The organism is Lentzea sp. NPDC036949 (genome assembly GCF_055608075.1).
Window position 1 is genome coordinate 700781 of sequence record NZ_JBVJRA010000002.1, and the last position, 25397, is coordinate 726177.

30 protein-coding genes are annotated in these 25397 nt (G+C 71.6%); 12 read left to right on the forward strand and 18 right to left on the reverse strand.

The annotated features are described in order from the left end of the window. Positions 1-26 precede the first annotated feature (26 nt). A complete protein-coding gene (locus tag ACZ7CD_RS09140; protein WP_458434397.1) occupies positions 27-1103 on the forward strand; it encodes an NAD(P)-dependent alcohol dehydrogenase in 1077 nt (358 codons plus the stop codon). A gap of 279 nt (positions 1104-1382) precedes the next feature. After that, entirely contained in the window at positions 1383-2636 is a 1254-nt protein-coding gene (locus ACZ7CD_RS09145; protein ID WP_360396652.1) for a cation:proton antiporter domain-containing protein, read from the forward strand. Between the two features lie 186 nt (positions 2637-2822). Here ACZ7CD_RS09145 and ACZ7CD_RS09150 read toward each other — a convergent pair whose 3' ends face one another. Continuing rightward, entirely contained in the window at positions 2823-3458 is a 636-nt protein-coding gene (locus tag ACZ7CD_RS09150) for a TetR/AcrR family transcriptional regulator (protein WP_470378687.1), read from the reverse strand. 93 nt (positions 3459-3551) lie between these two features. Here ACZ7CD_RS09150 and ACZ7CD_RS09155 point away from each other — a divergent pair, with 93 nt between their 5' ends. Next, positions 3552-5039 (forward strand): flavin-containing monooxygenase, encoded by a 1488-nt coding sequence (locus tag ACZ7CD_RS09155; RefSeq protein ID WP_470378688.1) that lies wholly within the window; start codon positions 3552-3554, stop codon positions 5037-5039. Here the strand turns inward: ACZ7CD_RS09155 and ACZ7CD_RS09160 are convergent. Both ACZ7CD_RS09160 and ACZ7CD_RS09165 read right to left on the reverse strand, forming a co-directional pair. After that, positions 4963-6111, reverse strand: a complete 1149-nt coding sequence (locus tag ACZ7CD_RS09160; protein WP_458432211.1) for a Gfo/Idh/MocA family protein — start codon at positions 6109-6111, stop codon at positions 4963-4965. The two genes, ACZ7CD_RS09155 and ACZ7CD_RS09160, sit on opposite strands and share 77 nt — an antisense overlap. Continuing rightward, positions 6081-6791 carry a ThuA domain-containing protein gene (locus ACZ7CD_RS09165; RefSeq protein ID WP_470369305.1) on the reverse strand — a complete coding sequence of 237 codons (711 nt, stop codon included), beginning with the start codon at positions 6789-6791 and terminating at the stop codon, positions 6081-6083. The genes ACZ7CD_RS09160 and ACZ7CD_RS09165 overlap by 31 nt, the downstream gene beginning before the upstream one ends. A gap of 202 nt (positions 6792-6993) precedes the next feature. Here ACZ7CD_RS09165 and ACZ7CD_RS09170 point away from each other — a divergent pair, with 202 nt between their 5' ends. Then, positions 6994-7383 (forward strand): HPF/RaiA family ribosome-associated protein, encoded by a 390-nt coding sequence (locus ACZ7CD_RS09170; protein WP_360396643.1) that lies wholly within the window; start codon positions 6994-6996, stop codon positions 7381-7383. Between the two features lie 194 nt (positions 7384-7577). Here ACZ7CD_RS09170 and ACZ7CD_RS09175 read toward each other — a convergent pair whose 3' ends face one another. The 3 genes from ACZ7CD_RS09175 to ACZ7CD_RS09185 form a co-directional block, all read right to left on the reverse strand. Further along, the gene (locus ACZ7CD_RS09175) at positions 7578-8009 is read right to left on the reverse strand and encodes a GNAT family N-acetyltransferase (protein ID WP_360396641.1); all 432 of its coding nucleotides are present in this window, start codon (positions 8007-8009) and stop codon (positions 7578-7580) included. 82 nt (positions 8010-8091) lie between these two features. After that, the gene (locus ACZ7CD_RS09180; RefSeq protein ID WP_470378689.1) at positions 8092-10362 is read right to left on the reverse strand and encodes a M28 family peptidase; all 2271 of its coding nucleotides are present in this window, start codon (positions 10360-10362) and stop codon (positions 8092-8094) included. 102 nt (positions 10363-10464) lie between these two features. Continuing rightward, a complete protein-coding gene (locus ACZ7CD_RS09185; RefSeq protein WP_470378690.1) occupies positions 10465-11556 on the reverse strand; it encodes an amidohydrolase family protein in 1092 nt (363 codons plus the stop codon). A gap of 94 nt (positions 11557-11650) precedes the next feature. Here ACZ7CD_RS09185 and ACZ7CD_RS09190 point away from each other — a divergent pair, with 94 nt between their 5' ends. Beyond that, positions 11651-11977, forward strand: coding sequence for a DUF8129 domain-containing protein (locus ACZ7CD_RS09190; RefSeq protein WP_360396635.1), 327 nt, complete (start codon positions 11651-11653; stop codon positions 11975-11977). A gap of 41 nt (positions 11978-12018) precedes the next feature. On the opposite strand, the gene ACZ7CD_RS09195 is transcribed toward ACZ7CD_RS09190, so the two are convergent. Continuing rightward, on the reverse strand, positions 12019-13188 hold the full coding sequence (locus ACZ7CD_RS09195; RefSeq protein ID WP_360396633.1) for a zinc-dependent alcohol dehydrogenase: 1170 nt from the start codon (positions 13186-13188) through the stop codon (positions 12019-12021). Then, positions 13185-13583: a hypothetical protein gene (locus ACZ7CD_RS09200; RefSeq protein ID WP_360396631.1), complete on the reverse strand. Its 399-nt coding sequence runs from the start codon at positions 13581-13583 to the stop codon at positions 13185-13187. The genes ACZ7CD_RS09195 and ACZ7CD_RS09200 overlap by 4 nt, the downstream gene beginning before the upstream one ends. 119 nt (positions 13584-13702) lie before the next feature. Here ACZ7CD_RS09200 and ACZ7CD_RS09205 point away from each other — a divergent pair, with 119 nt between their 5' ends. Then, positions 13703-13945 (forward strand): acyl carrier protein, encoded by a 243-nt coding sequence (locus tag ACZ7CD_RS09205; RefSeq protein ID WP_360396629.1) that lies wholly within the window; start codon positions 13703-13705, stop codon positions 13943-13945. Here the strand turns inward: ACZ7CD_RS09205 and ACZ7CD_RS09210 are convergent. Then, entirely contained in the window at positions 13938-14777 is an 840-nt protein-coding gene (locus tag ACZ7CD_RS09210; protein WP_470378691.1) for a UbiA family prenyltransferase, read from the reverse strand. The two genes, ACZ7CD_RS09205 and ACZ7CD_RS09210, sit on opposite strands and share 8 nt — an antisense overlap. On the opposite strand from ACZ7CD_RS09210, the gene ACZ7CD_RS09215 reads away from it, so the two are divergent. The 4 genes from ACZ7CD_RS09215 to ACZ7CD_RS09230 are packed head-to-tail and all read left to right on the forward strand — an operon-like array spanning position 14742 to position 18515. Beyond that, positions 14742-15506 (forward strand): methyltransferase domain-containing protein, encoded by a 765-nt coding sequence (locus ACZ7CD_RS09215; protein WP_470378692.1) that lies wholly within the window; start codon positions 14742-14744, stop codon positions 15504-15506. The two genes, ACZ7CD_RS09210 and ACZ7CD_RS09215, sit on opposite strands and share 36 nt — an antisense overlap. Positions 15507-15509: 3 nt before the next feature. Then, a complete protein-coding gene (locus ACZ7CD_RS09220) occupies positions 15510-16652 on the forward strand; it encodes an acyl-CoA dehydrogenase family protein (protein WP_458432202.1) in 1143 nt (380 codons plus the stop codon). Then, positions 16649-17686 (forward strand): type III polyketide synthase, encoded by a 1038-nt coding sequence (locus ACZ7CD_RS09225; protein WP_470378693.1) that lies wholly within the window; start codon positions 16649-16651, stop codon positions 17684-17686. The genes ACZ7CD_RS09220 and ACZ7CD_RS09225 overlap by 4 nt, the downstream gene beginning before the upstream one ends. Before the next feature lie 4 nt (positions 17687-17690). Further along, positions 17691-18515 (forward strand): SDR family oxidoreductase, encoded by an 825-nt coding sequence (locus tag ACZ7CD_RS09230; protein WP_470378694.1) that lies wholly within the window; start codon positions 17691-17693, stop codon positions 18513-18515. Between the two features lie 201 nt (positions 18516-18716). Here the strand turns inward: ACZ7CD_RS09230 and ACZ7CD_RS09235 are convergent, their stop codons facing one another. Next, positions 18717-19211 carry a DUF2231 domain-containing protein gene (locus ACZ7CD_RS09235; RefSeq protein WP_470378695.1) on the reverse strand — a complete coding sequence of 165 codons (495 nt, stop codon included), beginning with the start codon at positions 19209-19211 and terminating at the stop codon, positions 18717-18719. 69 nt (positions 19212-19280) lie between these two features. Here ACZ7CD_RS09235 and ACZ7CD_RS09240 point away from each other — a divergent pair, with 69 nt between their 5' ends. Both ACZ7CD_RS09240 and ACZ7CD_RS09245 read left to right on the forward strand, forming a co-directional pair. After that, positions 19281-19628, forward strand: coding sequence for a hypothetical protein (locus ACZ7CD_RS09240; RefSeq protein ID WP_360396615.1), 348 nt, complete (start codon positions 19281-19283; stop codon positions 19626-19628). Then, on the forward strand, positions 19625-19795 hold the full coding sequence (locus ACZ7CD_RS09245; protein WP_360396613.1) for a hypothetical protein: 171 nt from the start codon (positions 19625-19627) through the stop codon (positions 19793-19795). Before ACZ7CD_RS09240 ends, ACZ7CD_RS09245 begins: the two co-directional genes overlap by 4 nt. Position 19796: 1 nt before the next feature. On the opposite strand, the gene ACZ7CD_RS09250 is transcribed toward ACZ7CD_RS09245, so the two are convergent. The 8 genes from ACZ7CD_RS09250 to ACZ7CD_RS09285 all read right to left on the reverse strand — a co-directional run bounded on the left by ACZ7CD_RS09250 (position 19797) and on the right by ACZ7CD_RS09285 (position 25387). Further along, positions 19797-20618: a carbohydrate ABC transporter permease gene (locus tag ACZ7CD_RS09250; RefSeq protein ID WP_458432200.1), complete on the reverse strand. Its 822-nt coding sequence runs from the start codon at positions 20616-20618 to the stop codon at positions 19797-19799. Continuing rightward, positions 20615-21511 (reverse strand): carbohydrate ABC transporter permease, encoded by an 897-nt coding sequence (locus ACZ7CD_RS09255; RefSeq protein ID WP_470378696.1) that lies wholly within the window; start codon positions 21509-21511, stop codon positions 20615-20617. The genes ACZ7CD_RS09250 and ACZ7CD_RS09255 overlap by 4 nt, the downstream gene beginning before the upstream one ends. Next, a complete protein-coding gene (locus tag ACZ7CD_RS09260) occupies positions 21511-22728 on the reverse strand; it encodes an extracellular solute-binding protein (RefSeq protein ID WP_360396608.1) in 1218 nt (405 codons plus the stop codon). The genes ACZ7CD_RS09255 and ACZ7CD_RS09260 overlap by 1 nt, the downstream gene beginning before the upstream one ends. A 92-nt stretch (positions 22729-22820) precedes the next feature. Further along, on the reverse strand, positions 22821-23105 hold the full coding sequence (locus ACZ7CD_RS09265; protein ID WP_470378697.1) for a hypothetical protein: 285 nt from the start codon (positions 23103-23105) through the stop codon (positions 22821-22823). 109 nt (positions 23106-23214) lie between these two features. Beyond that, positions 23215-23466: a hypothetical protein gene (locus ACZ7CD_RS09270; protein ID WP_360396604.1), complete on the reverse strand. Its 252-nt coding sequence runs from the start codon at positions 23464-23466 to the stop codon at positions 23215-23217. 43 nt (positions 23467-23509) lie between these two features. Beyond that, positions 23510-24175 carry a DUF3618 domain-containing protein gene (locus tag ACZ7CD_RS09275; RefSeq protein ID WP_360396602.1) on the reverse strand — a complete coding sequence of 222 codons (666 nt, stop codon included), beginning with the start codon at positions 24173-24175 and terminating at the stop codon, positions 23510-23512. Continuing rightward, positions 24151-24558: a phage holin family protein gene (locus ACZ7CD_RS09280; protein WP_360396600.1), complete on the reverse strand. Its 408-nt coding sequence runs from the start codon at positions 24556-24558 to the stop codon at positions 24151-24153. The genes ACZ7CD_RS09275 and ACZ7CD_RS09280 overlap by 25 nt, the downstream gene beginning before the upstream one ends. Then, positions 24545-25387 carry a hypothetical protein gene (locus ACZ7CD_RS09285; protein WP_470378698.1) on the reverse strand — a complete coding sequence of 281 codons (843 nt, stop codon included), beginning with the start codon at positions 25385-25387 and terminating at the stop codon, positions 24545-24547. Before ACZ7CD_RS09285 ends, ACZ7CD_RS09280 begins: the two co-directional genes overlap by 14 nt. Positions 25388-25397 lie beyond the last annotated feature (10 nt).

The window sequence follows — 25397 nt, forward strand, 5'->3', positions numbered from 1 at the left end:
GTCCGGCGGAGCTCGTCTCCGGCGCCCTGACCGACCAGAAACCGTCCGAGCACACGGCACTGGCCTACGCCGCCCCCTCAGCCGGCGCCCCGCTGCAACCGACCACCATCCCCCGCCGCCCACTCGGCCCGAACGACGTGGCGATCGACATCCGCTACTGCGGGGTGTGCCACTCCGACGTCCACCAGGTCAACGGCGACTGGGGCAGGGAGCTGTTCCCGATGGTGCCCGGCCACGAGATCGCCGGCGTCGTCACCGAGATCGGCCCCGAGGTGACCCGCCACGCCGTCGGAGACCGGGTCGGGGTGGGCGTGATCGTCAACTCGTGCCGGTCGTGCGACAAGTGCGCCGACGGGATGGAGCAGTACTGCGCGGACTCGGTCGAGACCTACTCCGACGTGGACAGCTACCAGGGCGGCGAACGCACCCGCGGCGGCTACTCCACGCACATCGTGGCCGACGAGCACTTCGTGCTGCGCATCCCGGACGCGTTGCCGCTGGAACAGGCCGCACCACTGCTGTGCGCGGGCATCACCACCTACTCCCCGCTCAAGCACTGGCAGGCCGGACCCGGCCGCAAGGTCGCGGTCGTGGGCCTGGGCGGACTCGGGCACCTGGCGGTGAAGATCGCACACGCGATGGGCGCCGAGGTGACCGTGCTGTCGAGGTCGTTGCGCAAGAAGGACGACGGCCTGCGACTCGGCGCCGCCCACTACCACGCGACCGAGGACCCGGCGACGTTCGAACAGCTCGCCGGCACGTTCGACCTGATCCTGTGCACGGTCTCCGGACTGTCCGACGTGGACTCCCACCTGACGCTGCTGGCCAACGGCGGCACCATGGTCTGCCTCGGGATCACCGAGGAGTCCATGGAGGTCAGCGTGTTCTCCCTGCTGCAGGGCCGCACCTCGCTCGCCGGCTCCCAGATCGGCGGCATGGCCGAGACCCAGGAGATGCTCGACTTCTGCGCCGAGCACGGCATCGGCGCGGAGGTCGAGGTGATCGACGCCGCGCAGATCAACGAGGCGTTCGAACGGGTGGTCGCCGGCGACGTGCGGTACCGGTTCGTGATCGACACGGCCACCATGACCGCTCAGAGGTAGCCCGGTGAGCCCGTTCACCGGGCGATCTACCGTCCGGTGAACGGGCTCACCACCCGCTGGTCGGCCATGTACAGGCGGTCTTGTTGGCGCACAAGACTGGATTTGCGGCACCCGGAGCAGAGGGTTGGTTTTAGATAGCACTGAAGTTATAGAGGTTATTTACTATCCGATGCGCGCTCCAGGCGAATTCCGGCGCCCATCGACTTCACCGTGGACACGAGGTCGTCCCACTTCGCGCCGAACAGGGTCCTCTTAGGACTTCTGGGTCAAGATGGCGGCATGAACTCGTTGTTGCTCGCCGCCGCGTTCGCCATGGTCGTCCGCTCGCTGGCGGCGTCCCGGCTGGACCGCTGGAACCTCGGCGCACCGGTCGTGATGGTGCTCGCCGGCGTCGCGGTCGGGCTCGCCAACGAGGACTCCATCGCCGCGGTCTTCAACACCGAGGCGGCCCAGCACGTCGCCGAGATCATCCTCGCGGTGCTGCTGTTCGCCGACGCCACCGAGGTGCGCGCCGGCCGGCTGTGGGGCGCCTACCCCGGTGCCGCGGCACGGGTGCTGCTCGTCGCGATGCCGCTGAGCCTGGGCCTGGCGGCGGTGCTGGGCTGGCTGCTGTTCCCGTCGCTGTCGTGGGCGGTGCTGCTGCTGGTCGCGTGCGTGACGGTGCCGACGGACTTCGCCGCGGCCGAGCGGGTGGTGCGCGACCCGGCGTTGTCGGTGCGGGTGCGCAGCACGCTGAACGTCGAGAGCGGCTACAACGACGGCATCGTCTCCCCGCTGTTCCTGTTCGCGCTCGTGCTGGCCGGCGACCACACCCAGGAGCGCTCGCCGGTCGAGGCGCTGGCCACGGTGCTGCCGTTCGCGGTCAAGGCCGTGGTCGTCGGCGTGGTCCTCGGCCTGCTGCTGGGGTGGCTGATGGACCGGGCGCACCGGGCGGGCTGGGTGACGGCGCAGTCCGGACGCGTTGCGGTGCTGCTGGCACCGCTGCTCACCTACACCGCGACGGTCGCGATCGACGGCAACGGGTTCGTCGCCTCGTTCGTGTGCGGCATCGCCTTCCGGTACGTGCACCGGCTGCTCAAGGCGCGCCGGGTCCGCGCCGGTGCCGCCGACCGCGCGGAGATCAGGGCCGACGTGCTGAACAACGACCTGCACCTGCTGGACGACGTCACCGGGCTGCTGACGATGACCATGTGGTTCGTCGTCGGCATCGCCGCGGTGCTGACCTTCTCCCTCGGCGTGTCGTGGCAGGTCCTGCTGTTCTGCCTCGCGGTGCTCACGGTGGTGCGGCTCGTCCCGGTGGTGCTGGCGCTGGGCGGGTCGCGGCTGCGCGGCCGCGAGCGCGTGCTGGTGGGCGCGCTCGGGCCGCGCGGGACGACCACGGTGGTGTTCGGGTTGCTCGCGTTCAACAAGCTGCCGGAGGGCGACGCCGCGGACACGATCCTGGTGATCACGATCGTGTGCGTGCTCGGCAGCGTGCTGGTGCACGGCATCGGGGCCAGGCCGACGGCCCGGCTCCTGTCGAAGGGTCAGTGACGCACCCGGTCGGTCGCGCAGGCGACCAGCAGCATCACGGTGACCGCTGCGAGCGCGTGGTCACCGCTGAGCGCGCAGATGCACGCCAGCGCGAACCAGAGCAGCAGTTTCATGAACCGAGGTTAGGGACCGCACGAGTGACGCGCATCTCATTTGGGGAAGGCTTGAGCTTCGATCAGGCCGCGGTCAGCCGCGTGCCGCGATCCCGTCGTACATCACCCGCCGCACCGCCTCGCTCAACCGCCGCTGCTCCTGCTCCCCCGGCGCGCGCAACGACGCGATCGCCGAGCCGAGGATCATGCCGTTGACGGCCCGCGCGGTGTTCGCGACGTCGAGGTCCGCGCGCAGGTAGCCGAGCTCCACACCGTGGGAGAGGTAGGCGGCGGTCAGCGAGTCGGCCAGCTCGAAGAGGTCGAGGACGCGGTCGGCCATGGCGCGGTCGATGCCGGGAGCCTCGAACAGCAGCAGCCGCGGCACCCGCGGGTCCGCGGTGAAGATCCGCGCCAGCGACTCCCCGATCCGGGCGGACTGGGCGCGGTACTCGTCGAGGGTGGAGACGGCGTCCGGGGCGTTGTCCGCGGTGAGGGCGCCGGTGACGCGGGCGACGAGGTCGTCGATGACGTGGTCGACGATGTCGCGCTTGTTCTGGAAGTAGCGGTAGAAGGTGCCGTGCCCGATGCCCAGGCGCGCGGCGACGTCGGCGATGCCGGTGGCGTGGTAGCCGGTCTCGGCGAAGCAGTCGAAGGCCGCGTCGATGATCTCGCGGCGCAGCTCCTGCTTCTTGCGCTCGGCGCGGCTGACCGGGTGGGCGCTGGACGTCATGACGCCGAGTCTATGACCTGCGATCCCTTGTGATCACCACAAAACTGACATACGGTTCCGAAGCTGACAGGCGATTCCGCAAGGAGGTTCCCGATGGTCCACGACGCGGTCGTCGTCGGTGCCGGGTTCGGCGGCATGGGTGCCGCGATCCAGCTCAGGCGGCTGGGGATGCGCGACCTGCTGGTCCTGGAGCGGGAGGACGACCTCGGCGGCACCTGGCACGTCAACCGCTACCCCGGCCTCGCGGTCGACATCCCCTCCCCGACGTACTCCTACTCGTTCGAGCCGAACCCGCACTGGTCGCGGCTCTTCGCGCCGGGCGAGGAGCTCAAGCGCTACGCCGAGCACGTGGCCGCGAAGTACGACCTGCGCCGGTCGATGCGGTTCGGCACGACCGTCACGGGTGCGGTCTGGCGGGACGACCACTGGGAGGTGCGGACCGCGGACGGCTCGGTCGTGGCGGCGCGGTACCTCGTGACGGCGACCGGGTTCCTGTCGATGCCCAGGATGCCGGACGTCCCCGGCATCGAGACCTTCGCCGGCCGGGTCGTCCACACAGCCGCGTGGGAGCCGGTCGACCTGACCGGCGAGCGGGTGGCGGTGATCGGCACCGGCGCCACGGCGGTCCAGCTGGTCCCGGAGCTGGCGAGGACGGCGGCGGCGCTGACCGTGTACCAGCGGACCCCGATCTGGGTGAGTCCCAAACCGGACTACCGCATCCCGCCGCCGGTGCGGCGGTTGTTCGCGCGGCTGCCGGTCGTCCAACGGGCCGTGCGCCGGCTCGGCAGCTCGGTGCTGGAGCTCATGATGATCTCCGGTGTCGTGCACTACCGGCAGCTGCGGGTCGCCAACCGGCTGGCAGAGCGGTGGTGCCGGGCGCACCTGCACCGCCAGGTCCGCGACCCCGGGCTGCGCCGCGCGCTCACCCCGGACTACTCCTTCGGCTGCAAGCGGCCGACGTTCTCCAACGACTACTTCCGCACGTTCACGCGTCCCCACGTCCACCTGGAGACGTCGCCGATCACGCGGGTCGACTCGTCCGGCATCGTCACCGCCGCCGGGCGCACCGAGATCGACGTGCTCGTGCTCGCGACCGGCTTCAACCTGTGGGACGTCAACTTCCCCGCGTTCGAGGTGCTCGGACGGGACGGCAGGGACCTGGGCACGTGGTGGCGGGAGAACCGGTTCCAGGCCTACGAGGGCGTGACCGTGCCGGGGTTCCCGAACCTGGTGTCGCTCAACAGCCCCTACTCCTACAGCGGCCTGTCGTACTTCACGACGATCGAGAGCCAGATGAAGCACATGGCCCGGTTGTTCACGGCGATGCGGTCACGCGGGGCGGACGTCTTCGAGGTGACCCAGCGGGCCAACGACGAGTTCCTGCACCGGATGCGGACGCGGGTCGCGGAGAACTCCGTGTTCTCACTGGGACAGTGCGCCACCTCGCGCAGCTACTACTTCAACCAGCACGGCGAGGCGACGCTGCTGCGACCGACCTCGACGATCAACGCGCACCGGGCTGCGGGGCGCTTTCCCTTGGAGCACTACCGGTTCGCGGTGTCAGCCCGGCCACGGGCGTGAGGGGCACCAACGGCGGCCGCTCCGCCGTGGTCGTCAGCTCGATCCGCCGCCCCTCCTCCCCCGCCCGGAGCACGGCCGTGATCGTCTCGAGCACGTGCAGCGCGAGCTCGTCGCCGGCGCGCGGCGCCCGCTGCCCGTCGGCTGCGACGAGGTCGAGCAGGCCGACTCCGCGCCCTGCTCCCGTGTAGCCCGCAGCGGCGGGAAGGGTCCGCCACCCGGTGCCGTCGAGCGGGAACAGGCGGGTCTCACCGTCGAAGTGGTTCGGGTCGGGTACCGCGAGCGTGCCGGTCTCACCGTGCACCTCGATCGGCACGGCGGTGGTGGTCACCCCGTCGAAACTGGTCGTGATGGTCGAGAGCGCACCGCTGACGTGTTCGAGCACGCCGGAGACGTGGGTGTCTACCTCGACCGGGACCCGCTCACCGGTCCGCGGCCCGGACCCGATGACGCGCTCGCTGCGCAGGCGGCTGACCGCGCCGACCACCGCGCGCACCGGGCCGAGCAGGTGGATCAGCGCGGTGAGGTAGTACGGCCCCATGTCCGCCAGCGGACCGCCCCCCGCGGTGTAGTAGAAGTCGGGGTTGGGGTGCCAGCGCTCGTGCCCCGGCGTGACCATCACGGCCGACGCGGAGAGCGGGCGACCGATGAGCCCGCTGTCGATCGCGGCCCGCGCGGTCTGCGTGCCCGTGCCGAGAACGGTGTCCGGCGCGCACCCGACCCGGACACCGGCCGCGGCGGCCCGGTCGACGATCGCCCGGCCGTCCGCGAAGGTGACGGCGAGCGGTTTCTCGCCGAAGACGTTCTTGCCCGCGTCGATCGCCCGGAACGCGATCTCCGCGTGGGCCGCGGGCACGGTCAGGTTCAGCACCGTGTCGACGTCCGCCCTGCCGAGCAGGCCCTCGACGCTGACCGCCTCGGCACCCGGCAACTCGGCCGCGACCGCCGCCGCGCGGGTGGTGTCGAGATCGGCGACCGCGGTGACGCGCACCGCCGGGTGGTCGCGGAGCGTGTCCAGGTACTGCCCGGAGATGAACCCGAGCCCTACGATTCCGACGCGGTGCGGGTCGCCCACGACATCCCCCTCGTGATGACGGTGCGGACAGCGGGGTGCCGCAGGACGTCCAGGCTGTGCCCCGGCGTCGTCACCACGATCCGCCCTGCACCCCACCGCCGCGTCCAGATCGCCGGGCAGGTGACCGGCCGGTGCCACGGGTGCCACGGCCGGACCGGGTGGGTGGTGGTGGCCAGCACGTCGACCAAGTCGTCGTGCAGCACCCAGTACTGCTCGGTGACCAGCTCGAAGTCCTCGACGCCCGCGGTGATCGGGTGCTCCCGGCCGAGCGCGGTGATGGTCACCTCGTGCGGCAGGAAGTTGTCCTCCGGCCCACCCTGGCGTTCGCACGGCTCCTTGCCCGGATGCGTGACGAACTGCCCACCCACCAGGTGCAGGTAGTCCGCCGACGCGCGGAACGAGTCCGCAATGCCGCCGTGCCATCCCGTGAACCCGGTGCCGGCCTCGACCGCCGAGCGCAACCCGCTCAGTTCCTCGTCGGTGATCTCCGACATCGTCATGCACTGCACGACGAGGTCGGTGCGCGCCATCTCGGCGGCGTCGGCGTACACCTCGGTCGACTCCTCGACCCGCACGGCGTAACCGCTGTCCTCCAGGAAGGGGATGAACAACTCGGTGGCCTCCACCGGTTGGTGGCCTTCCCAGCCACCGCGGACCACCAACGCACTCGGCCGTGCCACGCCACCCCCCGGTAACCGCTTTCCACACCTGGCTGAACAGTGCCTCGAACGGCACCGGTGGTCAAGAACTTCCCAGCCTCCGCACCGGCCGGCGCCGAGAACGGCTACCGGGCAGCTCCCCTGCGCTGAACGGCGCCGCGTTTGAACCGGCCGCTCCCGTGGTATCGACCAGGACCATTTGTTTCCCGTATGGAGGGTGCTCATGCAGATCCAGGTCAACACCGACCACAACATCCACGGTGGCGAAGGACTGGCCGCCTATGTGACCACCGACCTGGAGAGCGGCCTGTCCCGGTTCAGCGAATGGCTGACCTGGGTGGAGGTGCACCTCAGCGAGGACGGGGGCACCACCCCGGAGGACAAGAAGTGCGTGATCGACGCGCGGCCGAAGGGCAAGCAGCCGGTCGCGGTCACCCACCACGCGACCACCGTGGACGACGCGTACGCGGGCGCGGCGCAGAAGCTGGTGAGGGCGTTGGACTCCCGCTACGCCCGCGCCCGCGACCACAAGGGCAGTGACAGCATCCGCCACATGCCCGCTCCCGAGGACCCGGAGCTGGTCGGCGTGATCGAGGACGAGCCCAAGGGCTGATCGGCGCATCTCCGGCCGCCCCTCCGGGCCGCTGCCTTTGCCGGCGTCTGCAAGTACCACCAACTCAACATCAACCTGATTCGACAGGTGGCGAACAGGTTGGTGGTAGTTGGCGGCGATTTGATCAAGTGTTGGTGGTACTTGCAGACGCCTGGGCAGCAACGAGGGGGCGGGAAAGGCTTCTGGCCGGGTGCTCAGACCGGCTTGCTGAAGTGGAACGCCGCGATCACGTACCCGGCGGAGAAGTAGCGGCTGTGGGCCTCGTGCCGGTGCGTGCCGGAGTCCAGGTGCACCTGACCGCACCCGAGCCGGCGGGCCTCCTCGTCGACCCAGCGCAGCAGCGCTCCCCCGTGGCCCTGCCTGCGCACGGCGGGCAGGGTGCTCAGGTCGTCGATGTAGAGGTGGTAACCGACGTAGAGGTTCGTCAGCGGACGGAAACCGGCCACCGCGACGACCTTCCCGTCCGCGTCGAACGAACCGACCAGCCGGTAGCCCTCCTTGCGCTGCACCCGCACCGCCGCCACGAACTCGTCCGCGGAGACGAGGTGTGCCCGCAGCTCCCGCATCGCCTCGAAGGCCAGGGCGGTGTTCTCGTCGTCGAGCTCGGCAACGGTGTGCGTCGTCATGCCGACGATCATCACGGCAAGAAGTGGCCTCTCAGAAGACCCAGTTCACAAGATTTCTGAGAGGCCACTTCCCCAGAGGCGACTACGGGGTCAGGTTGAGGCTCCACGTGTCGAGGGTGCCGGTGTCGGACGAGGCCAGGTCGCGCACGCGGAGCTTCCACGTGCCGTTCGCGGTCTCAGCGGACAGGTCGGCGGTGTAGCTGCGGTCGATGTTGTCCGCGCTGCCGCCGCTGCGGTTGTGCAGCACGTACGCCGTGCCGTCCGGTGCGATCAGGGACACCGTCAGGTCGCCGATGTAGGGGTGGACGATCCGCACGGCGACCGTCGCGGTGGCCGAGGGCGTGGCCGAGCAGCCGGAGATCACCAGGTCGCTGTCCACGGCCGCGCCCGCGTCGGGGATGGCGAGGTCGGTGCCGTTGGTGCCGTTGCAGCTCCCGCCGCCACCACCGGTGACCGTGAGGCCGTAGGTGGCGGTGCGCGACACCGAACCGGCCGCGGTGACCGTGACCGAGTAGGTGCCGGACGCGACCGACGCGGTGGTGTTGATCGTCAACGTCGAGCTGCCACCGGTGCTCACCGACGCCGGGCTGAACGACGCCGTCGCGCCCGAGGGCAGGCCGGAGGCCGACAGCTGCACGGTCTGCGCGTTGCCGCTCACCGTCTGGGTCGCGACGGTGGCCGAGACCGGCGAACCCGCCGCCACCGAGCCGGACGTCGGCGACACGGCGACGGAGAAGTCCGCGCCGGGGGTGCTGCTGCCGACCGCGGACTTCCACAGGGTGTAGGCGATGCCGTCGACCGCGCGGTTGAGGTGGGTGTCGCTGATGTTGGCCGTCGTGTCGCAGGAGGAGTGGTAGCACGGGTCGAACGCGCGGCCCGCGGTGCCGCCCCACTTCGTCGCCTGGGCCGAGGTCTTGGTGGCGCTGGCGCCCATCGCGTACCCGGAGGCCGGGATGCCCGCGTTGGTGAACGACGCGTCGTCGGACCGGTTGCGGCCCTCGGTGTTCTCCTCGGGCTGCAGGCCCAGCGAGTCCCAGTAGGCCTTCATGTGCACGGACTGGGTGGAGTTGATGTTGTTGATGAAGTAGCCGCCGTTGACGGAACCGACCATGTCGAAGTTGTGGTAGGTCTTGATCTTCGAACGTTCGGTCGACGGCAGCTGCGAGACGTAGAAGCGCGAGCCGTTGAGGCCCTGCTCCTCGTCGGTCCACCAGGCGAACCGGACCTTGTTCAGCATCGCCGGGTTGCTGCGGGAGAGCACGAGCGCGGTCTCCAGCAGCGCCGCGGAGCCCGAGCCGTTGTCGTTGATGCCGGGACCGGCGGACACGCCGTCGAGGTGAGCGCCGAACATGTAGACGTTGCTCGCGTTGCCGCCGGGCCACTCGGCGATCACGTTCGGGCCGGCGCCGGTGGAGCAGCCGGAGGTGCAGGCCTGTTCGGACACCGTGAACCCGGCCGCGGTCAGCTTGTCCTTCACGTAGGCGACCGAGGCGCGGTAGCCGGCCGTGGTCGAACGGCGGTTGCCGCCGTTCTGGGAGGCGATGGTGGCGAACTGGGTCAGGTGCGCCTTGACCGCCGCGACGTCGACGTCGGGGATCTGCGGACCGGTGCCGCCGGTGACCGTCAGGGTGTAGGTCGCGGTCTTGGTGGTGCCGCCCGCGGCCCGGACGGTGATCGGGTAGGTGCCCGACGCGGTCGAGGACGTGGTGCTGACCGACAGCGTGGAGCTCGCGCCCGTGGTGACCGAGGCCGGGCTGAACGACGCGGTGGCGCCGGAGGGCAGGCCGGTGGCGGTCAGCTGCACGGTCTGCGCCTGGCCGGCCGTCGTCTGGGTCGAGACGGTGGCCGAGGCCGACGAGCCCGCGGCGACCGAGCCGGACGTGGGCGACACGGCGACGGAGAAGTCGCCGGCCGGGGTGGAGCCGCCGAGGTTCAGCGACCAGGAGTCGATCCGGCCGACGTCGTTGGCCGCGTTGTCGTTGACCCGCAGCTTCCAGGTGCCGTTCGAGGTCTCGGTCGACAGGTCGACGGTGTAGGTCTGGTCGATGTTGTCCGCGGAGCCACCGCTGCGGTTGTGCAGGGGGTAGGTGGAGCCGTCCGGGGCGACCAGCGTCACCGCGAGGTCGCCGATGTAGGTGTGGACGATCTTCACCGGGACCGTGCTGGTGGCGGACGGTGCCGAGGGGCAGTCGGTGATGGTGAGCGGAGACTCGACGGTGGTGTTGTCACCGATCGCGACGTCACCGTCGTTGGTGCCCGAACAGCCGGCCTGGGCCGTGGCGGAGGCGGGCAGGGCGACCGCCGCGGCGACGATTGCCGCCAGTGCCGTGCCGAGCAGGGGTCTTCTTCGCACGGTGGAGCTCCTTCGCAGGGTCTGCAGGTTTGCAGGGTCTGGCGAAGGTAGCTCCGCGGAGCGCTGACGACATCCGGTCGTTCGGAGGGTTGTGGTGCGGGTTCAGCCCGGCAGCGCCGTGCCGGGGGTGCGGGCGACCAGCGCGGCGGCCGCGATCAGGTCCCAGCCGGACGCGTACTCGTTGCCGGTCTCCAGGTGCGGTGCGTGCTTCTCGTAGCGGTCGAGCAGTTCTAGCACCGACTCGAAGACCGCGCGGTCGGGGTGCTCCGGCCGGACACCGCAGCAGTGCCGCGCCAGGTCGAGCATCTGGCCGGGCGACTCGCCGCGCTTGGTGGCCTCCACCTCGGCCGCGAGGTACACGTACAGGCGTTCCAGCAACGGGTCCAGCACCGGCACCCGGCCGGGCGCCGGACCGAGGTCGGGGGCGTCCCGCCGTTCCACCAGCCGCAGCGCGTTGCCGCCCAGCACGCCCGCGACCTGCTCGTCGTCCAGGCCGGCGTACCGGGCGCAGCGTGCGGCCGCGTGCGCGCCCCACAGCGCCGTCGAGTACGGCACGTCGCTGCCGAACAACACCCGTCCGGGTGGCATCGTGGCGAGCGCGACGACCAGGTCGGTCGGGCTCCACCAGGACGTGTCGAGGTACAGGTTGTCCACCGGGTGCCCGGACAGCCACGCCAGGTCCGTGAGCGCGGCGTGCGCCAGCACGAACCGGGCACGGGGGTAGCGGCGCAGCACCGCGAGCAGCGTGTCGCCGAACGGGTCGATCTCGGGTCCGGCGTGCACCACGACGGGCAGCGTCAGCTCGTGCGCCAGGCCGAACACCCCGTGCAACCGGTCGTCGTCGAGGGCGAACTCGTCGCTGGCCGGGTGGAGCTTGATCCCCCGCGCACCCGCCCGCACGCACCGCAGCGCCTCCGCCTCCGCGTCGTCACCGGGCGCCACCCGGCAGAACGCGACCACCGGTGACCGCGCGGCGGCGATCACCGCGTCGTTGGCACGGCGGTAGCCCTTCGGCTCGGTCAGCGGGAACACCGCCGCGGCCGCGTCCACTTCGGACAGGGCGTCCAGCAGCTGGTCGAAGGTGCAGGAGAACCCGCTCGGGTCGTTCGTGCCCACGTGCGTGTGGATGTCGAACAACGGCGCCGTCTCCCCGAGCGCCTCCCACCACGGCCGCACCAGGTCGTCTGCGTACACACCTCACCCCGTTCCTGTCCGTGCGCGAATGCCCGGTGGGGTCACGGGCAAACTCCGGTCGTTTTTCCCCGACCCGGCCGGGTAGCCGACGCACATGAGCGAACAACTCCCGATTTCCGGCTACGACCAGCTGACGCTCGGCGACCTCAAGCACCGCATCCGGTCGCTGGACGAGCAGGACCTGCGGCGGGTGCGCGAGCACGAGGAGGCGCACGGCAACCGCACACCGGTGCTGGAGGTCGTCGACGAACGGTTGCGGCAGCTCGCGGACGGCGCCGAACCGGCAGGCGGCGACCAGCGCAACACGCCACCGGCGGACGGCACGGCCGGCGGGTCGCCGGTGTCGCCCCAGCAGTCCCCGGACGGCAACACCCCGTTGCGGCACGGCGTGTACCAGCAGACACCGGCCCGTGGCCGCTGATGCCCGTGGGGGTGCGGTGACCACACCCCCACGGGACCTGCTCACAGCTTGAAGACCGACCGCACGCAGCCGTCGTCCTTCTTCTTGAAGATGTCGTAGCCGTGTGCGCCCTCGCTCAACGGCATGACGTGGGTCGCCAGGTGGTTCGTGACGAGCTCGCCGGTGGCGATGCGGTCGAGCAGCGCCGGGATGTAGCGCTGGCCGTGTTGCTGTGCGCCGCGCACGGTCAGACCCTTGTTCATCATGGCGCCCAGCGGGAACTTGTCCACGAACCCGGTGAACACGCCCAGCACGAACACCGACCCGCCCTTGCGGCAGTTGTAGATCGCCTCGCGCACGGCGATCGGCCGGTCCGTTTCGAGCTTCAGCTTGCTCTTCACCTGGTCGTAGGCGTACTGCGGCCCCGTCGAGTGCGCCTCGCAGCCGACCGCCTCGATGCACACGTCCGGTCCGCGCCCGCCGGTGGCCTCCAGCAGCGCGTCACCGACGGAGGTGTTCTCGTAGTTGATGGTCTCGACGCCGAACAGCTGTTCCGCCTGCCGCAGCCGGTAGTCGAACCGGTCGATCACCAGGACCCGTTCCGCGCCGAGCAGTTGAGCCGCACGGGCAGCCATCTGCCCGACAGCGCCGCACCCCCACACGGCGACGACGTCACCGGGTTTCACGCCGCCGAGGTCGGCGCCCATCCAGCCCGTCGCTGCCGAGTCCGACGTGAACAGCGCGCTCATGTCGTCGACCGCTTCGGGGATGGGGATGGCGGTGTGGTCGGCGAACGGCACGCGCACGTACTCGGCGTGGCTGCCGCGGAAGCCGCCCATCGCGTGCGAGTAGCCGAAGATACCGCCGGGGTTGGCGCCCCAGAGGCCCTGGGTGATCGCCGGGTTGGTGTTGGTGTTGTCGCACAACGAGTACAGCTCGTTGCGGCAGTACCAGCAGCGGCCGCAGGCGATGAACGAGCACACGACGACGCGGTCGCCCGGCCGGTGCCGCGTGACACCGGGCCCGACCTCGACCACCTCACCCATGAACTCGTGCCCGATCACGTCACCGGCCTGCATGAACGGGATGTGGCCGGTGAGCAGGTGCAGGTCGGAGCCGCACACGGTGCTCAGCCGGACCTTGAGGATCATGTCCTGGTCGTTCAGCAGCCGCGGGTCCGGCACGTCCTGCACGCGGACGTCGTTGATCCCCTCCCAGCACAACGCCTTCACAGCCGGCCACCTCCCCTTCCGGTCACCAGCTGCAGCGCCTTGCCCAGGGGGCCGGGGTGCGTCGGCGCGGTGTCGGGTTCGACCACCTCGCCGGCCTCCAGCACCGACTTCGCCCTGCGCAGCGCCTCCCGCAGCTCGGCGCGGGACGCGTCGCCCAGTGGCTGCGCGACCAGTTCGGTGCCCTTGTCCCCTGCGGCCGCGCGGATGCTTATCTCGGCCTGGTCCCGCCACGGCCCGGTCAGGTCCGGTAACGCCGCCTGCACGTCGGTGGGAGCGCGGTCGACCGTGACGGTCAGCGGCCGCTCCCCCTTCCCCTGCGCCTGCCGCCGGCGCCGCGCCACCGCCGCCGCGGTCACCACGCCCGCGGCCAGCAGCGCTTTCCCTGCTGAGTTCATGGTTTCTGCCTCTCTCGGAGCGCGAGAGCCGTGAGTACCCGACGTTGCGCGGAACAACCGGGTTCGACCGGATCTGCGCGGGTATGACTCCGGTGCCGAACAAAACACTGGAGGTATCAATGGCAACGGGTGAAACCGGGTTCGACGACGTCACCTACGACCTGATCTCCGTGCAGTACCACGCGCTCAAGGCCGGTCACGACTACGGCCAGTACGTGCGGGACGCCGACAACGCGGGCCGTCAGGACATCGCGGACTTCTTCCGGCGCGTGATGGAGGAGGACTCCGCCCGCGCCCGGCAGTGCCACGAGTTCATCAAGGAGCTGTCGGGTTCGAGCGACTCCGGGCCCGCGGTCAGCTGACCGCGCCGCTCAGCTCCACCCCACCGGTGATGATCAGCAGCGCCACGTCGAGGACCGCCACCGCGAGCAGTGCGGTGAAGTTCGCCCGCGACCCCGGCCGTCGTCCGCGCAGCCTGCCGAGCACGAGGATCAGCACCGACAACGGCACCGCCACGAGCCCCGCCGCAGTGACGGGGCCGGGCGGGCCGACCGCGAGGACCACTCCGGTGATCACCGCCAGCGCGGCTGCAACGCACGCGCTGGCGGTTCCGCCGATGCGGTGCGGCAACCCGCGCACGCCGGTCGCCGCGTCGTCGTCGAGGTCCGGGATGACGTTGGCGAAGTGGGCGGCGCTGCCGAGCACGGCGGCCGCCGCCATGAGCCACAGCGGTGGCCACCGCCCGTCCGGACCGCCCAGCGTCACGAACGCGGGCAGCAACCCGAACGAAAGCGCGTACGGCACAACGGAGAACGCCGTGGCCTTGACCCCGAGGTCGTACGCCCACGCCGAACACAGCATCACGACGTGCAGCAGCGTTGCGTCCACACCGGACAGCAACGACAGTCCGACCGCGGCCACCGCGGCGACGACCGTCGCGACCGCCACCACCCGCCTCGACACCACGCCGGTGGCGACCGGTTTGTCCGCGCGGCCCACGCGCGCGTCCCGGCCGGCGTCGAGCAGGTCGTTGAGCCAGCCGACGGACAGCTGCCCGGCCAGCACCGCCGCCGCGACGGCCACCAGTCCGGCGGCCGACCGACCGACCGCCGCGGCCAGCACGGTGGCCACCACGGTGACCGCGACGGAGGGCAGCGGATGACAGGAACGCGCGAGAGCTTCGAGGCGACCCATGGGCCTCCAGTCTGCCAGCGGGCGGCCACCGCGCAGAACGATCTTGAACCGAACGACCCCGAGCTGTACGAACGGCTGGCCGCCGAGTGGTGGCGGCCGAGCGGCGCGTTCGTGATGCTGCACTGGCTCGCCGCCGCACGGGCCGCCCTGGTTCCACCGGCCGTTCCCGGTGCGGTGCTGGTCGACCTGGGCTGCGGTGCGGGCCTGCTCGCGCCGCACGTGCGCGGCTACCGGCACATCGGGGTCGACCTCTCCCACGAAGCACTGCGCCAGGCGGCCGAACGCGGCGTGCTGCCCGTCCGCGCGGACGTGCTCGCCGTGCCGCTGCCCGACGGGTGCGCCGACGTCGTCGTCGCCGGCGAGATCCTCGAACACGTCCCCGACCTGCCCGCGGCCGTCGCCGAGGCCTGCCGGGTGCTGCGCCCCGGTGGCCTGCTGGTGCTCGACACGCTGGCCGACACCGCGCTGTGCCGGCTGGTGGCCGTCGGGGTGGCGGAACGCGTGCTCGGCCTGGCGCCGCGCGGGGTGCACGACCCGGCGCTGTTCGTCGACCGGGCACTGCTGGTGCGCGAGTGTGCCCGGCACGGTGTGCGCCTGGTTCTGCGGGGTATCCGCCCCTCGTTGCCCGACCTGCTCACGTGGTTCGCGCGCCGCGGTCGGTCCGTCCGCATGGTGCCGACCGCGTCCACGGCCGTGCTCTTCCAGGGCGCCGGCCGCAAGAAGGGATGATCCGTGGACCTCCCCGCACTGGTTGACCGCATGTCCGGCCGCGCGTCGAAGTACGACGTGGCCGGGGAGTTCCCCGAGGAGGACTTCGCCGACCTGCGCTCCGCGGGCCTGCTCGGCCTGATGGTGCCGCAGCGGCTCGGTGGCACGGGTGCCTCGTTCGCCGACTACACCGACGTCGCCGTGCAGCTGGGCAGTGGCGCCGGGGCGACGGCGTTGATCTTCAACATGCACGCGTCGGTCACCGGTGCGCTCGCTCACACCCCCGACGAGCTGGTGCGCCAGTTCGGTGCGCCGGAGAGCTTCTTCGCCTCCCGCGACCGGGTGCTGGCCGCTGCCGCGGAAGGCGCCCTGTACGCGGTGGCGATGAGCGAACGCGGCGTCGGCTCGCGGCTGTCGCAGGTGCGGACCTCCTACGAGCGCACCGGTTCCGGTTTCCGGATCACCGGCGCGAAGACGTTCGTCTCCGGCGCGGGACACGCCGACGCCTACCTCGTGGCCGCGCGGGACAGCACGTCGGAGGAACCGAAGGTGTCGTACTTCCTCGTGCCGGCCGGTCCCGGCGTCGAGGTCAGGCCCACCTGGGACGCGCTCGGGATGCGCGCCACCACGAGCCACGACCTCGACCTCGACGTCGAGGTGGGCGAGGACGCGCTGGTCGGCGGGATCGAGGGGGCCGCGCTGCTGCTGGCCCAGGTGATGCCGCAGTGGCTGGTCGCCTCCTACGCCGCGGTCTACGTGGGTGTCGCGCAGTCCGTGCTGCGGCACGGCGTGGCGCACCTGCGGGAACGCGGGCTGCACACGTTGCCGATGGTGCGCGCCCGGCTCGGGCGGGCCGACGTGGCGGTCGCCGCGGCCGAGCTGGTCGTGCGCAGGGCGGCGCGGCAGGTCACCGACGACCCCGGCAGCCCGGAGACGAACCGCTGGGTGTGGCGCGCGAAGCTCACCGCTGGAGACACGGCGGCGCAGGTGGCGTTCTCCGTGCTGGAGGCGGCGGGGGCGTCGGCGACCCGGCGCGGGCACCCGCTGGAACGGCTCTACCGCGACGCCCGCTGCGGTGCGCTGCAACCGGCGACGTCCGACGTGTGCGCCGACTGGCTCGGCGCGAGCGCACTGGGCGACAACCCGGACGAGGTGGCGCGCTGGTGACCGCGCACATCGCCGCGATCGGCACCGCGTTCCCGCCGGTGATCGAGCAGGACGCCGTGTGGGAGCACCACTTCAGCCCGTTGCTGGACGGCAGCAGGGCGGCCGGGCGGATCTTCGCGGCGGCCGGCGTGCAGCGCAGGCATGCCGTCGTGAGCCCGCTGGAGCTCGACGTGTCGGCGTGGACGACCGGTGAGCGGATGCGCCTGTACGACGAGCACGCGCGGCCGCTGGGGCACCAGGCCGTGACCGCCGCGCTGCGGTCGGCCGGTCTTGACGCGTCCGACGTCGGTCAGCTCACCGTCGTGTCGTGCACCGGCTACACGGCACCGGGCCTGGACGTGCAGCTGGCCGCGTCGCTGGAACTCCCCCAAGACGCCCAGCGGCTGCTCGTCGGGCACATGGGCTGCTACGCCGCGCTCCCCGCGCTCAGCTCCGTGGCCGACTACGTGACCGTGCACCGCCGTCCTGCGGTGCTGCTGTGCCTGGAGCTCACGTCACTGCACGTCCAACCTTCCACGAAGGACCTTCAGCAGGTCGTCACGCACGCGCTGTTCGGCGACGCGGCCACCGCACTGGTCGTGCTGTCCGGCCGGGGCGGGCTGGAGGTGGTCGGGACCGGTGCCGTCACCGATCCGGCCACCGCGGACCACATGACGTGGACCGTGACCGACCACGGGTTCCGGATGACGCTGTCCCCGCAGGTGCCCGACGTGCTGGGCAAGCACGTGCGGGACGCCGTGGAACGGCTGCTCGCCGAACACGGCCTGACCGTGCCGCAGGTGCGCGGCTGGGCCGTGCACCCCGGTGGTCCGCGCATCCTCGACACCGTCGAGCACGAGCTCGGGCTGCCGCCGGACGCGCTGGAGCCGTCCCGGCGGGTGCTGCGCGAGCACGGCAACTGCTCGTCGCCGACCGTGCTGCTGGTGCTCGACGAGCTGGTGCGGGGCGCTGGGCTGCGACCGGGTGACCCGGTGGTGGCGATGGCGTTCGGCCCCGGTCTGACCCTGTACACCACTCTGCTATCCGCGAGGTGACGCCGTGCGCTCCGTCGAAGGCCAGGTCGTGCTCATCACCGGCGGGTCGGCCGGCATCGGCCGCGTCACCGCGCAGCGGCTCGCCCGTCGCGGTGCCCGCGTGGCGATCTGCGGCCGTGACCAGGACCGGCTCACCGCCGCGGTGCAGGAGCTGCCCGGTGCCTGGGGCATGTGCTGCGACGTCACCGATCCGCGGGCGCGCGAGGAGCTGGTGCGCGGTGTCGTCGACCGGTTCGGCCGCATCGACGCCCTGGTGAACAACGCGGGTCAGGGCCGGGTCGCGAAGCTCGCCGAGCTGGACGCCGAGCAGGCGACCAGCCTCGTCGAGGTCAACTTCACGGCGGTGGTCGAGCTGACCCGGCTGGTGCTGCCGCACCTGGAGTCCCGTGGCGGGCACGTGGTGATGATGTCGTCGATCGGCGCGTGGGTGCCCGTGCCGCCGTTGTCGCTGTACTCGGCCACCAAGGCCGGTGTGCTGGGGCTGGCGGTCGGGTTGCGGCGCGAGGTGCCGCGAGGCGTGAAGGTGCACGCGGTCTGCCCCGGTCCGATCCGCACCGAGTGGCTCTCCCGCGACCTCAACGGCCGTCCGTCCGAGCAGGAGGCCCCGAACCGGCTGTCCGCGGGTTCGGCGCCGGAGGCCGTGGCCCGCGCGGTCGAGCGGTGCCTGACCGCGCGAACCTCCAGGACGATGGCCGCGCCGCGCTGGTGGGCCGTCGCACGCCTGGGTGCTCTCGCGCCGGTGAGCCGGGTGCTGGACCTCGTGGTCGCACCCGCCTCCACCACGATCGTCCGAGCCGCCCGACGCTACGGCCGCCACCTGAGCCCCTAACCCGCCCCTCCGTTGTCGCCCCACGCATCTGCAAGTACCACCAACTCATGATCAAACCGCCGCTGACCACTACCAACATGGTCGCCGCCCGCCGGACCGGATCGGCGTGCGCAGGTGGCGGGAAACGCTGTTGGTAGTGGGAAAGTGCCTGTTGATGTTGAGTTGGGGGTACTTGCAGATGCCAGAAAAACCAAGGGGCGGTTAGCGCCGGGACGGGGCGGCATCGCTCAGGGAGCTGGGTGCGTCGGGGTGGGCGTTCTCCTCGACGCTGACGCCGAGGCGTTCGACCAGTTCCCCGCCCAGCCAGCCACCGAGGCCGCCGGCCAGGAAACCCAGCCAGGCCACGACGATCGCGGGCCAGGTGGGGTGCCAGTCCGGCTCGCCCAGGCGCAGCAACCAGCTGATCGCGAACGCCACCAGCACCACGCCGTTCGACAGGCCGTGCAGCAACCCGATCCGCCGCGCTCGGGTGCCGCGCGGGACGACCAGCGCCCAGTCGAGCCAGCCCGTGGCGGCGGTGACCACCCCCATCAGCACGCCCGCGGCGATGAGGTGGGCGGCGGTGAACCCGAAGCTCACCCGGTCGGTGAGCAGGTACAGCACGTCGAAGCCGACCGCGGTGGTCAGCAGGCCCAACGGGAACACGATGAGGATGGGGTGGACGGCGTGGCCCGCGGCGCGGACGCGACTGCGCATGAGGTGCTCCTTCCGGAAGCGACTGCTGCCAGCAGGCGTACCCGGCGGCGGAGCGGATACCCCTCTCTCATGAACAACTCTGGCGTGAACACCCCTGGCGTGCCGATCGAGGAACTGCGGCGGTTCGTGCTGGACCGGCTCGACGAGGACGAACGCCGCCTGGCCGACGAGGAGCTGCCGCGGCTCGACGACGCCGAGCGCCGCGGCCGGTTGCGGGTCGTGCGCTCCGACGACGGCGCCGGGCTGCTCCTGCTGCCCGGACCGGTGCAGGCGGCGGAGGAACGGGCCACGGTGCCGTTCCCGGAGAAGGTCGGCCTGCTGCGCACCGAGGTGGAGCAGACCGAGGACGAGGCGGTGCTGCGGCTGGTCGCGTCCGCCTACAACGAGCACCACGACTGGCAGGAGGAGTGGCGATGACGAGCCGCGCGCCCGAGCCCGACCGGGTGACCGCCGAGAGCGAGCTGGAGGACGCCGACATCGGCGGCGAGCACACCCGGCCCACCTACGCCGACGAGAACCCCGGCGGCCCGCACCGCGGACCCGACGAGTCCGAGCCCGACGACGAGGGCGGCATGGACCCGTGAGTCACTCCTCGACCTGCTGGGTGACCGTGCCGCGCACGAAGTACCGCTGGGCCACCAGGAACAGCAGGATCATCGGCACGGTGGCGACGACGCTGGCCGCCATCACCAGCTCCCACTGCGCCTCGCCGCCCTGGCCGAACCGGTCCAGCACCGCCTTCAGCCCGCGCGGCAACGTGTACAGCTCCGGCTCGCGCAGGTAGATCAGCGGCCGGATGAGGTCCGTCCAGGCGGCCTTGAGCTCGAACACGAACACGACGATCAAGCCGGGCCGGGCCAGCGGCAGTGCGAGGGACCGGAACTGCCGCCACGGCCCGGCGCCGTCGACCCGTGCCGCGTCGAACACCTCCGCGGGCAGGCCGAGGAAGAACTGGCGCAGCAGGAACACGTAGAACGCCGACCCGAACAGGTTGCCCGCCCACAGCGGGACCTGCGTGGTCGCGAGGCCGACCGCGTGCCACTCCAGGTACACCGGCACCATCGTGACGGCGGCGGGCAGCATCATCGTGGCGAGCACGAGCCCGAACAGGACACCGCGGCCGCGGAACCGGAAGCGGGCGAAGCCGAACGCCACGACCGCGCTCGACACCGTCGCCGCCGCGGCGGCCGCGAACCCGACCGCCACGCTGTTGCCCACCCACGCGAGCAACGGCACGGCCCGCCAGACCTCGGCGTAGTTCTCCGGCCGGAGCACCTCGGGCAGCAGGGCGTTGTCGAAGACCTGCGAGCGGTCCTTCAGCGACGCGCTGACGAGCCACCAGAACGGGTACGCGAACAGCACCCCGACGGCGACCAGCGCCAGCACCACGGGCAACCTGCGGGTCATGACCGGTCCTCGTAGTGCACGTAGTCGCGCGAGAGCCGCACCTGCACGGCGGTGATCGCCGCGATCACCAGGAACAGCACCCACGCCAGCGCCGAGGCGTAGCCCATGCGCAGCGAGCCGAACGCCTCCTGGAACAGGTAGATCACGTAGAACAGCGCCGCGTCGCCCTCGGCCGGTGACGACGGGCGGGCGCCGAAGAACATCGTGTAGGCCTCGGTGAAGACCTGCAGCGACGCGATGGTGTTGACGATGACCGTGAAGTACACCGTGCCGCTGATGCCGGGCAGGGTGATGTGCCAGAACTGCTGCCACGGCGAGGCGCCGTCGAGCCTGGCTGCCTCGTAGCGCTCCCCCGGCACCCTGGTCAGCGCCGCCAGGTACAGCACGGCGGTGCTGCCGACGGTCCACAGGCTCATCAGCACCAGGCCCGGTTTGATCCAGTCCGGGTCGGTCGTCCACTGCGGACCGGTGAAACCGAACCAGCCCAGCACCGCGTTGACCGCGCCGTTCTGGCCGTTGAGCAGCAACAGGAACAACGCCGCCAGCGCGACCGGCGGGGTCATCGTGGGCAGGAACAGCACGGTGCGGAAGAACCCGGCGGACCGGCCGGCGCGGCGCAGCAGCGAGGCCAGCCCGAGAGCGAGCACGATCTGCAGCGGCACGTGCAGCAGCGTGAAGAAGACCGTGTTCCACAACGCGGTCGCCGCCCGGTCGTCGGTCAGGATCTCCCGGTAGTTCGACAGCCCGGTGAACCGCGCGGGCTTGAGCAGGTCGTAGTGGGTGAACGACAGGTACAGGCTGTAGAGCATCGGCCCGGCGGTGAGCAGCAGGAACCCGAGCACCCACGGCAGCACGAACAACCAGCCCGCACGGGCCTCCCGCGCGGTCGTCATCAGCGTCCTCCGACGCGGGTCAGCGCCCGGCCGGCCTCGCGTTGCGCCTGCGCCATCGACTCCTCGGGGCTCTGCTGACCGAGCAGCACCCTGGTGACCGCGGCCTCCCACGACCGCACGAGGTCGCTGGCAGCGGGGCTCGGTGGCAGTGCGAAGGCCTTGTCCTGCACGGACTGCAGCACTCGCACGCCCTGTTCGAGCACCCGGATGCCGCGCGGGTCGTAGACCTCGGCGAAGATCCTCTCGTCGGCGGCGCGGTTGGCGGTGAAGGTGCCGCTGTAGGGCTTCCCCTTCGCGGCCAGTGCGTCCCTGCGCGCCTTCGCGGCGGTGACCCACGTGTCGGTCGCGGTCATGGTGGTGATGAAGTCGCAGGCGAGGTCCGGGTGGCGGGCGCCCTTCGGGATCGCCCAGGCCTGCCCTCCTGCCTCGGTCAGCGGGGCACCGCGCCGGTCGGTCAACGGCGCGATCGTGACGTCGACGTCCGGCGAGTTGGCGGCGAGGGTGTTGACGTACCAGGAGTCCATCGCCATGGCGGCGACCTGGCCGGTGGCGATCTCGTTCTTCGCCCCGAAGGAGTCGAACGTGTCGCGGAACGCCTTGAACGCCGCCCAGCCGCCCTGCTCGCGCACCAGCCCGGCGGTGTAGCGGACGGCCTCCACCACGCGCGGGTCGTCCAGGTGCGGTTCGTCGCCGAGCAGGTCGGCGCCGTTCGCCTTGGCCCACATGGCCACGAACTCCGGCATGCGCGGGTCGAACCCGATGCGCTGCACCCGGCCGTCCTGCACGCGGGCGAGCCGCGCGGTGACCTCGGCGAGGGCGTTCCAGTCCGTTGTGGACAGCCGGGCCGGGTCGACGCCGTTCTCGCGCAGCACCGGGTTGTTGAGGATCAGCACCCGGACGGTGAAGAAGTCCGGCACCCCGTACACGGTGCCCTCGTAGGTCACCTGCCGCACCGCCGCCTCGCGGTAACCGGCGAGGTCGACGCGGTGGCGGGCCAGGCACGGCCCGAGGTCCTGCACCGCTCCCCTGGCCGCGTACCCGCCGAGCTTGCGGCGGTCGGCGTAGACCAGGTCCGGCGGGTCGCCGGCGGCCACCGAGGAGAGGAACTGCTGCTCGTCGAACACGCCCTCGTTGACCCGCAGGTCGACCTCGGGCCGGTCGGCCTTGAAGACCGCCACGCGGGCGGTGGCGTGCTCGTCCGGCAGGCCGAAACCCATGGTGACGAGCGTGTTCGGCCGATCGGCCGCGCTGGGCCCGAGGCCTCCGCAGCCCGCGACGAACAGAACGGCCAGTGCTAAGGCCGGCCCCCTCATGCGCGGGCGGCGACCACGGCGCGACGGCCGCGGAGGTGGTTGCGCGCCGCCGTCAGCAGCGTCCGCGCCTCCATCAGCTCACCGTATTCCAGGTGGTCGTCAGCGGCGGCGACGTGGGCCAGCGCCTGCTGCGGCGCCGCAGGTGCGCTCAGCACCGCGCGCGCCAGGCACTTGCGGGCCTGTTCCGCCTGCAGCGCCAGGTCGGCGCCGCCGGTCGCGCGGAGGAGCACCAGGGCGTCGCAGATGGCCTGGTCGAGGGAGCGGTGCTGCACAGTGGCCACCTTCGGACAGTCGGGAACGGGAGCGCCGACTGCTTGACGCCGATCCCGGCTACCCGCGGTTCACGGGCGGCAAACGGGTTGTGCGCGGGAAAGTCGCGGTGCCCCCCGATCAGCCGCCGCGGTTGTCGACCGCGGAGCTCAGTGCCGCGGCGGCCTCGGCGAGCGCCCGGTCCGAGACCGGCTCGCCACCGGCCCGGTCCAGCAGGTCGTCCCTGGACACCACGGGCAGGGCGCCGCGCAGGTCGGGCCGGTCGAGCTCGGTGCTGCCGGCCACCACGTACCGGCCCTCCACGTGCACCAGCATCGCGTTGTGGCGCGGCGAGTCGAGCAGCTTCCTCAGGTCTTCGACGGGAACGGGCACGTCGTTCTCCTCTCGTCGCGCCACAACGGCGATGTGCGGGCGGTCAGTGACCGGTGGCCTCGTTGCCCACGCGCTGACCGGACTCCTTGGCGTGGCCGCCGACGTCCTGCGCCGCCTCACGGGTGTGCTGGGCGGTGGTCTGCGCGGCGTCCGCTGCGACCTGCCTGACCTCACCGGCGGCGTCGGTCACCGAGGACGTCACGTCCTCCTTCAGGTGCTGAGCGGACTCGGTCAGCGCCTCCTTGGCCGGTTCGATCGCATCGCTGAAGGTGTCGGAGAGCTGCTGCACCGCCTGCTGTTCGGCGTCGGTGCGGGGCAGCACGGCCGCCAGCAGCAGTCCGGAGCCGAACGCGATCAGGCCGGCCGCGAGCGGACTGCCCTGCGTCTGGCGGGCGACCCGCTGCGGGGCCTCCTGCACCACCTGCGCGGCCTGCTGCGCGCGGTCCGCAACGGCCTGACCGGCCTGCTCGGCCCGTTCGGCCACGGCCTGCCCGGTGTTCTGCCCCTGTGCCCGCACGCTCTGGGCGGTGTCGCTCGCGGTTCCCATCACCCTGTCCTTCATCGCGGTCAGTCCCCGTCGCACGCCCTGCACCCGCCGTTCGGCGATGCGCTTCGGGCTGGTGTGGTCGACGAGCCGGTTCGCGTCGGCCCTCAGCTCGGCGCGGGTGACTTCGATGTCACGCCTTATTTGGTCGGGTGTTTCGCCCATTCCGCGTCCTCCTTCAGCGTTTCGACGGTGCGTTCGGGTTTCGGGTTGACGGTGCGCAGCTTGGCCCGCCCGCTGGTGTAGAGGACCGCGCCGGCGATGCCCCACAGCACGGCCACGATCAGCGCGGCCCAGCCCAGCGGCATGACCGCGCCGAGCGCGAACACGAGCGCGAAGCTCAGCAGCACCGTCGTGAGGTACCCGGCGAACCCGGCGGCGGCGAGCATGCCACCGGCCTTGCCGGCCTTGCTCGCCTCCTGCCGCAGCTCGGCCTTCGCCAGCTCGAGCTCCTGGCGCATCAGCTTCGACAGGTCACCGGTGAGCTCGCTGACCAGGTCACCGAGCGACTCCTCGGTGCGGGCCTGCGGGTACTCAGGGCTCGACATGCGGCACCCCCGCCGCGGGCCGACCGGGCGCCGGGTTCGACGTGGCCGGGGCACCGTAGTCGGGCGTCGCGCCGTAGCCGGGGGTCTCACCGGTCACCTGCTGACCCGTGGTCCCGGCGTACCCGGAGCTCTCGGTGTAGCCCTGCGTCTCGGAGTAGCCCTGCGTCGAACCGTAGCCCGGGGACTCCGCATAGCCCTGCGTCGAGCCGTAGCCCGGCGACTCCGCATAACCCTGCGTCGAGCCGTAGCCCGGCGTGGACGGGTATCCCGTGGGCTCGGTGTAGCCCGGTGCCAGGTCGGCGCGTTCCGACGTCACCGGCACGACGCCGCCGCCGGAGCGCTGCCCGCTCTGGCCGCCACCGGTCGCGCTCTTCGCGACACGGCCGATGAGGAACCCGGCCACCGCGGCGCCCAGCAGGAACGTGCCCGGCTTGCGCCGCGCGTAGTCCCGTGCGGAGTCGAGCAGCCCCTGCGCTCCTCGCTCGTCGAGGAACCGCGCGGCCTGGCGGCTCGTGTCGGCCGCGCTCTGGATCGCACCCGCCGACATCGAGTCGGACGACGCGCCGCCGGCCATCTCGCTCAGCTCGTCGGCGATGCGGCCGAGCTGCTTCGACACCCGCTGGGCCTGCTGCTCCGCCTCCGCCGCGACGCGGTCGCGCACGTCGTTGACGACGTGGCGGGTCTGCTGCTTCGCCTCCTGCGCCACGTGCGCGGCCTGGTCGCGCACTGTGCCGCCGACCTCGCCGGCTGCTTCCTTGGCGTGCTGCGCGACCTGGGAACCTTCGTCCCGGGCCGCGGTGCGCACTCCACCCATCTGGTTCTCGGTCACGGCTGACTCC

Excerpts from the sequence above, each read along its gene's own strand:
- ACZ7CD_RS09145 (WP_360396652.1), top strand. The coding sequence starts at position 1,383 with ATGAACTCGTTGTTGCTCGCCGCCGCGTTCGCCATGGTCGTCCGCTCG.
- ACZ7CD_RS09150 (WP_470378687.1), bottom strand. The coding sequence starts at position 3,458 with ATGACGTCCAGCGCCCACCCGGTCAGCCGCGCCGAGCGCAAGAAGCAG.
- ACZ7CD_RS09155 (WP_470378688.1), top strand. The coding sequence starts at position 3,552 with ATGGTCCACGACGCGGTCGTCGTCGGTGCCGGGTTCGGCGGCATGGGT.
- ACZ7CD_RS09170 (WP_360396643.1), top strand. The coding sequence starts at position 6,994 with ATGCAGATCCAGGTCAACACCGACCACAACATCCACGGTGGCGAAGGA.
- ACZ7CD_RS09175 (WP_360396641.1), bottom strand. The coding sequence starts at position 8,009 with ATGACGACGCACACCGTTGCCGAGCTCGACGACGAGAACACCGCCCTG.
- ACZ7CD_RS09190 (WP_360396635.1), top strand. The coding sequence starts at position 11,651 with ATGAGCGAACAACTCCCGATTTCCGGCTACGACCAGCTGACGCTCGGC.
- ACZ7CD_RS09200 (WP_360396631.1), bottom strand. The coding sequence starts at position 13,583 with ATGAACTCAGCAGGGAAAGCGCTGCTGGCCGCGGGCGTGGTGACCGCG.
- ACZ7CD_RS09205 (WP_360396629.1), top strand. The coding sequence starts at position 13,703 with ATGGCAACGGGTGAAACCGGGTTCGACGACGTCACCTACGACCTGATC.
- ACZ7CD_RS09215 (WP_470378692.1), top strand. The coding sequence starts at position 14,742 with ATGACAGGAACGCGCGAGAGCTTCGAGGCGACCCATGGGCCTCCAGTC.
- ACZ7CD_RS09210 (WP_470378691.1), bottom strand. The coding sequence starts at position 14,777 with ATGGGTCGCCTCGAAGCTCTCGCGCGTTCCTGTCATCCGCTGCCCTCC.
- ACZ7CD_RS09235 (WP_470378695.1), bottom strand. The coding sequence starts at position 19,211 with ATGCGCAGTCGCGTCCGCGCCGCGGGCCACGCCGTCCACCCCATCCTC.
- ACZ7CD_RS09240 (WP_360396615.1), top strand. The coding sequence starts at position 19,281 with ATGAACAACTCTGGCGTGAACACCCCTGGCGTGCCGATCGAGGAACTG.
- ACZ7CD_RS09245 (WP_360396613.1), top strand. The coding sequence starts at position 19,625 with ATGACGAGCCGCGCGCCCGAGCCCGACCGGGTGACCGCCGAGAGCGAG.
- ACZ7CD_RS09250 (WP_458432200.1), bottom strand. The coding sequence starts at position 20,618 with ATGACCCGCAGGTTGCCCGTGGTGCTGGCGCTGGTCGCCGTCGGGGTG.
- ACZ7CD_RS09255 (WP_470378696.1), bottom strand. The coding sequence starts at position 21,511 with ATGACGACCGCGCGGGAGGCCCGTGCGGGCTGGTTGTTCGTGCTGCCG.
- ACZ7CD_RS09260 (WP_360396608.1), bottom strand. The coding sequence starts at position 22,728 with ATGGGTTTCGGCCTGCCGGACGAGCACGCCACCGCCCGCGTGGCGGTC.
- ACZ7CD_RS09275 (WP_360396602.1), bottom strand. The coding sequence starts at position 24,175 with ATGGGCGAAACACCCGACCAAATAAGGCGTGACATCGAAGTCACCCGC.
- ACZ7CD_RS09280 (WP_360396600.1), bottom strand. The coding sequence starts at position 24,558 with ATGTCGAGCCCTGAGTACCCGCAGGCCCGCACCGAGGAGTCGCTCGGT.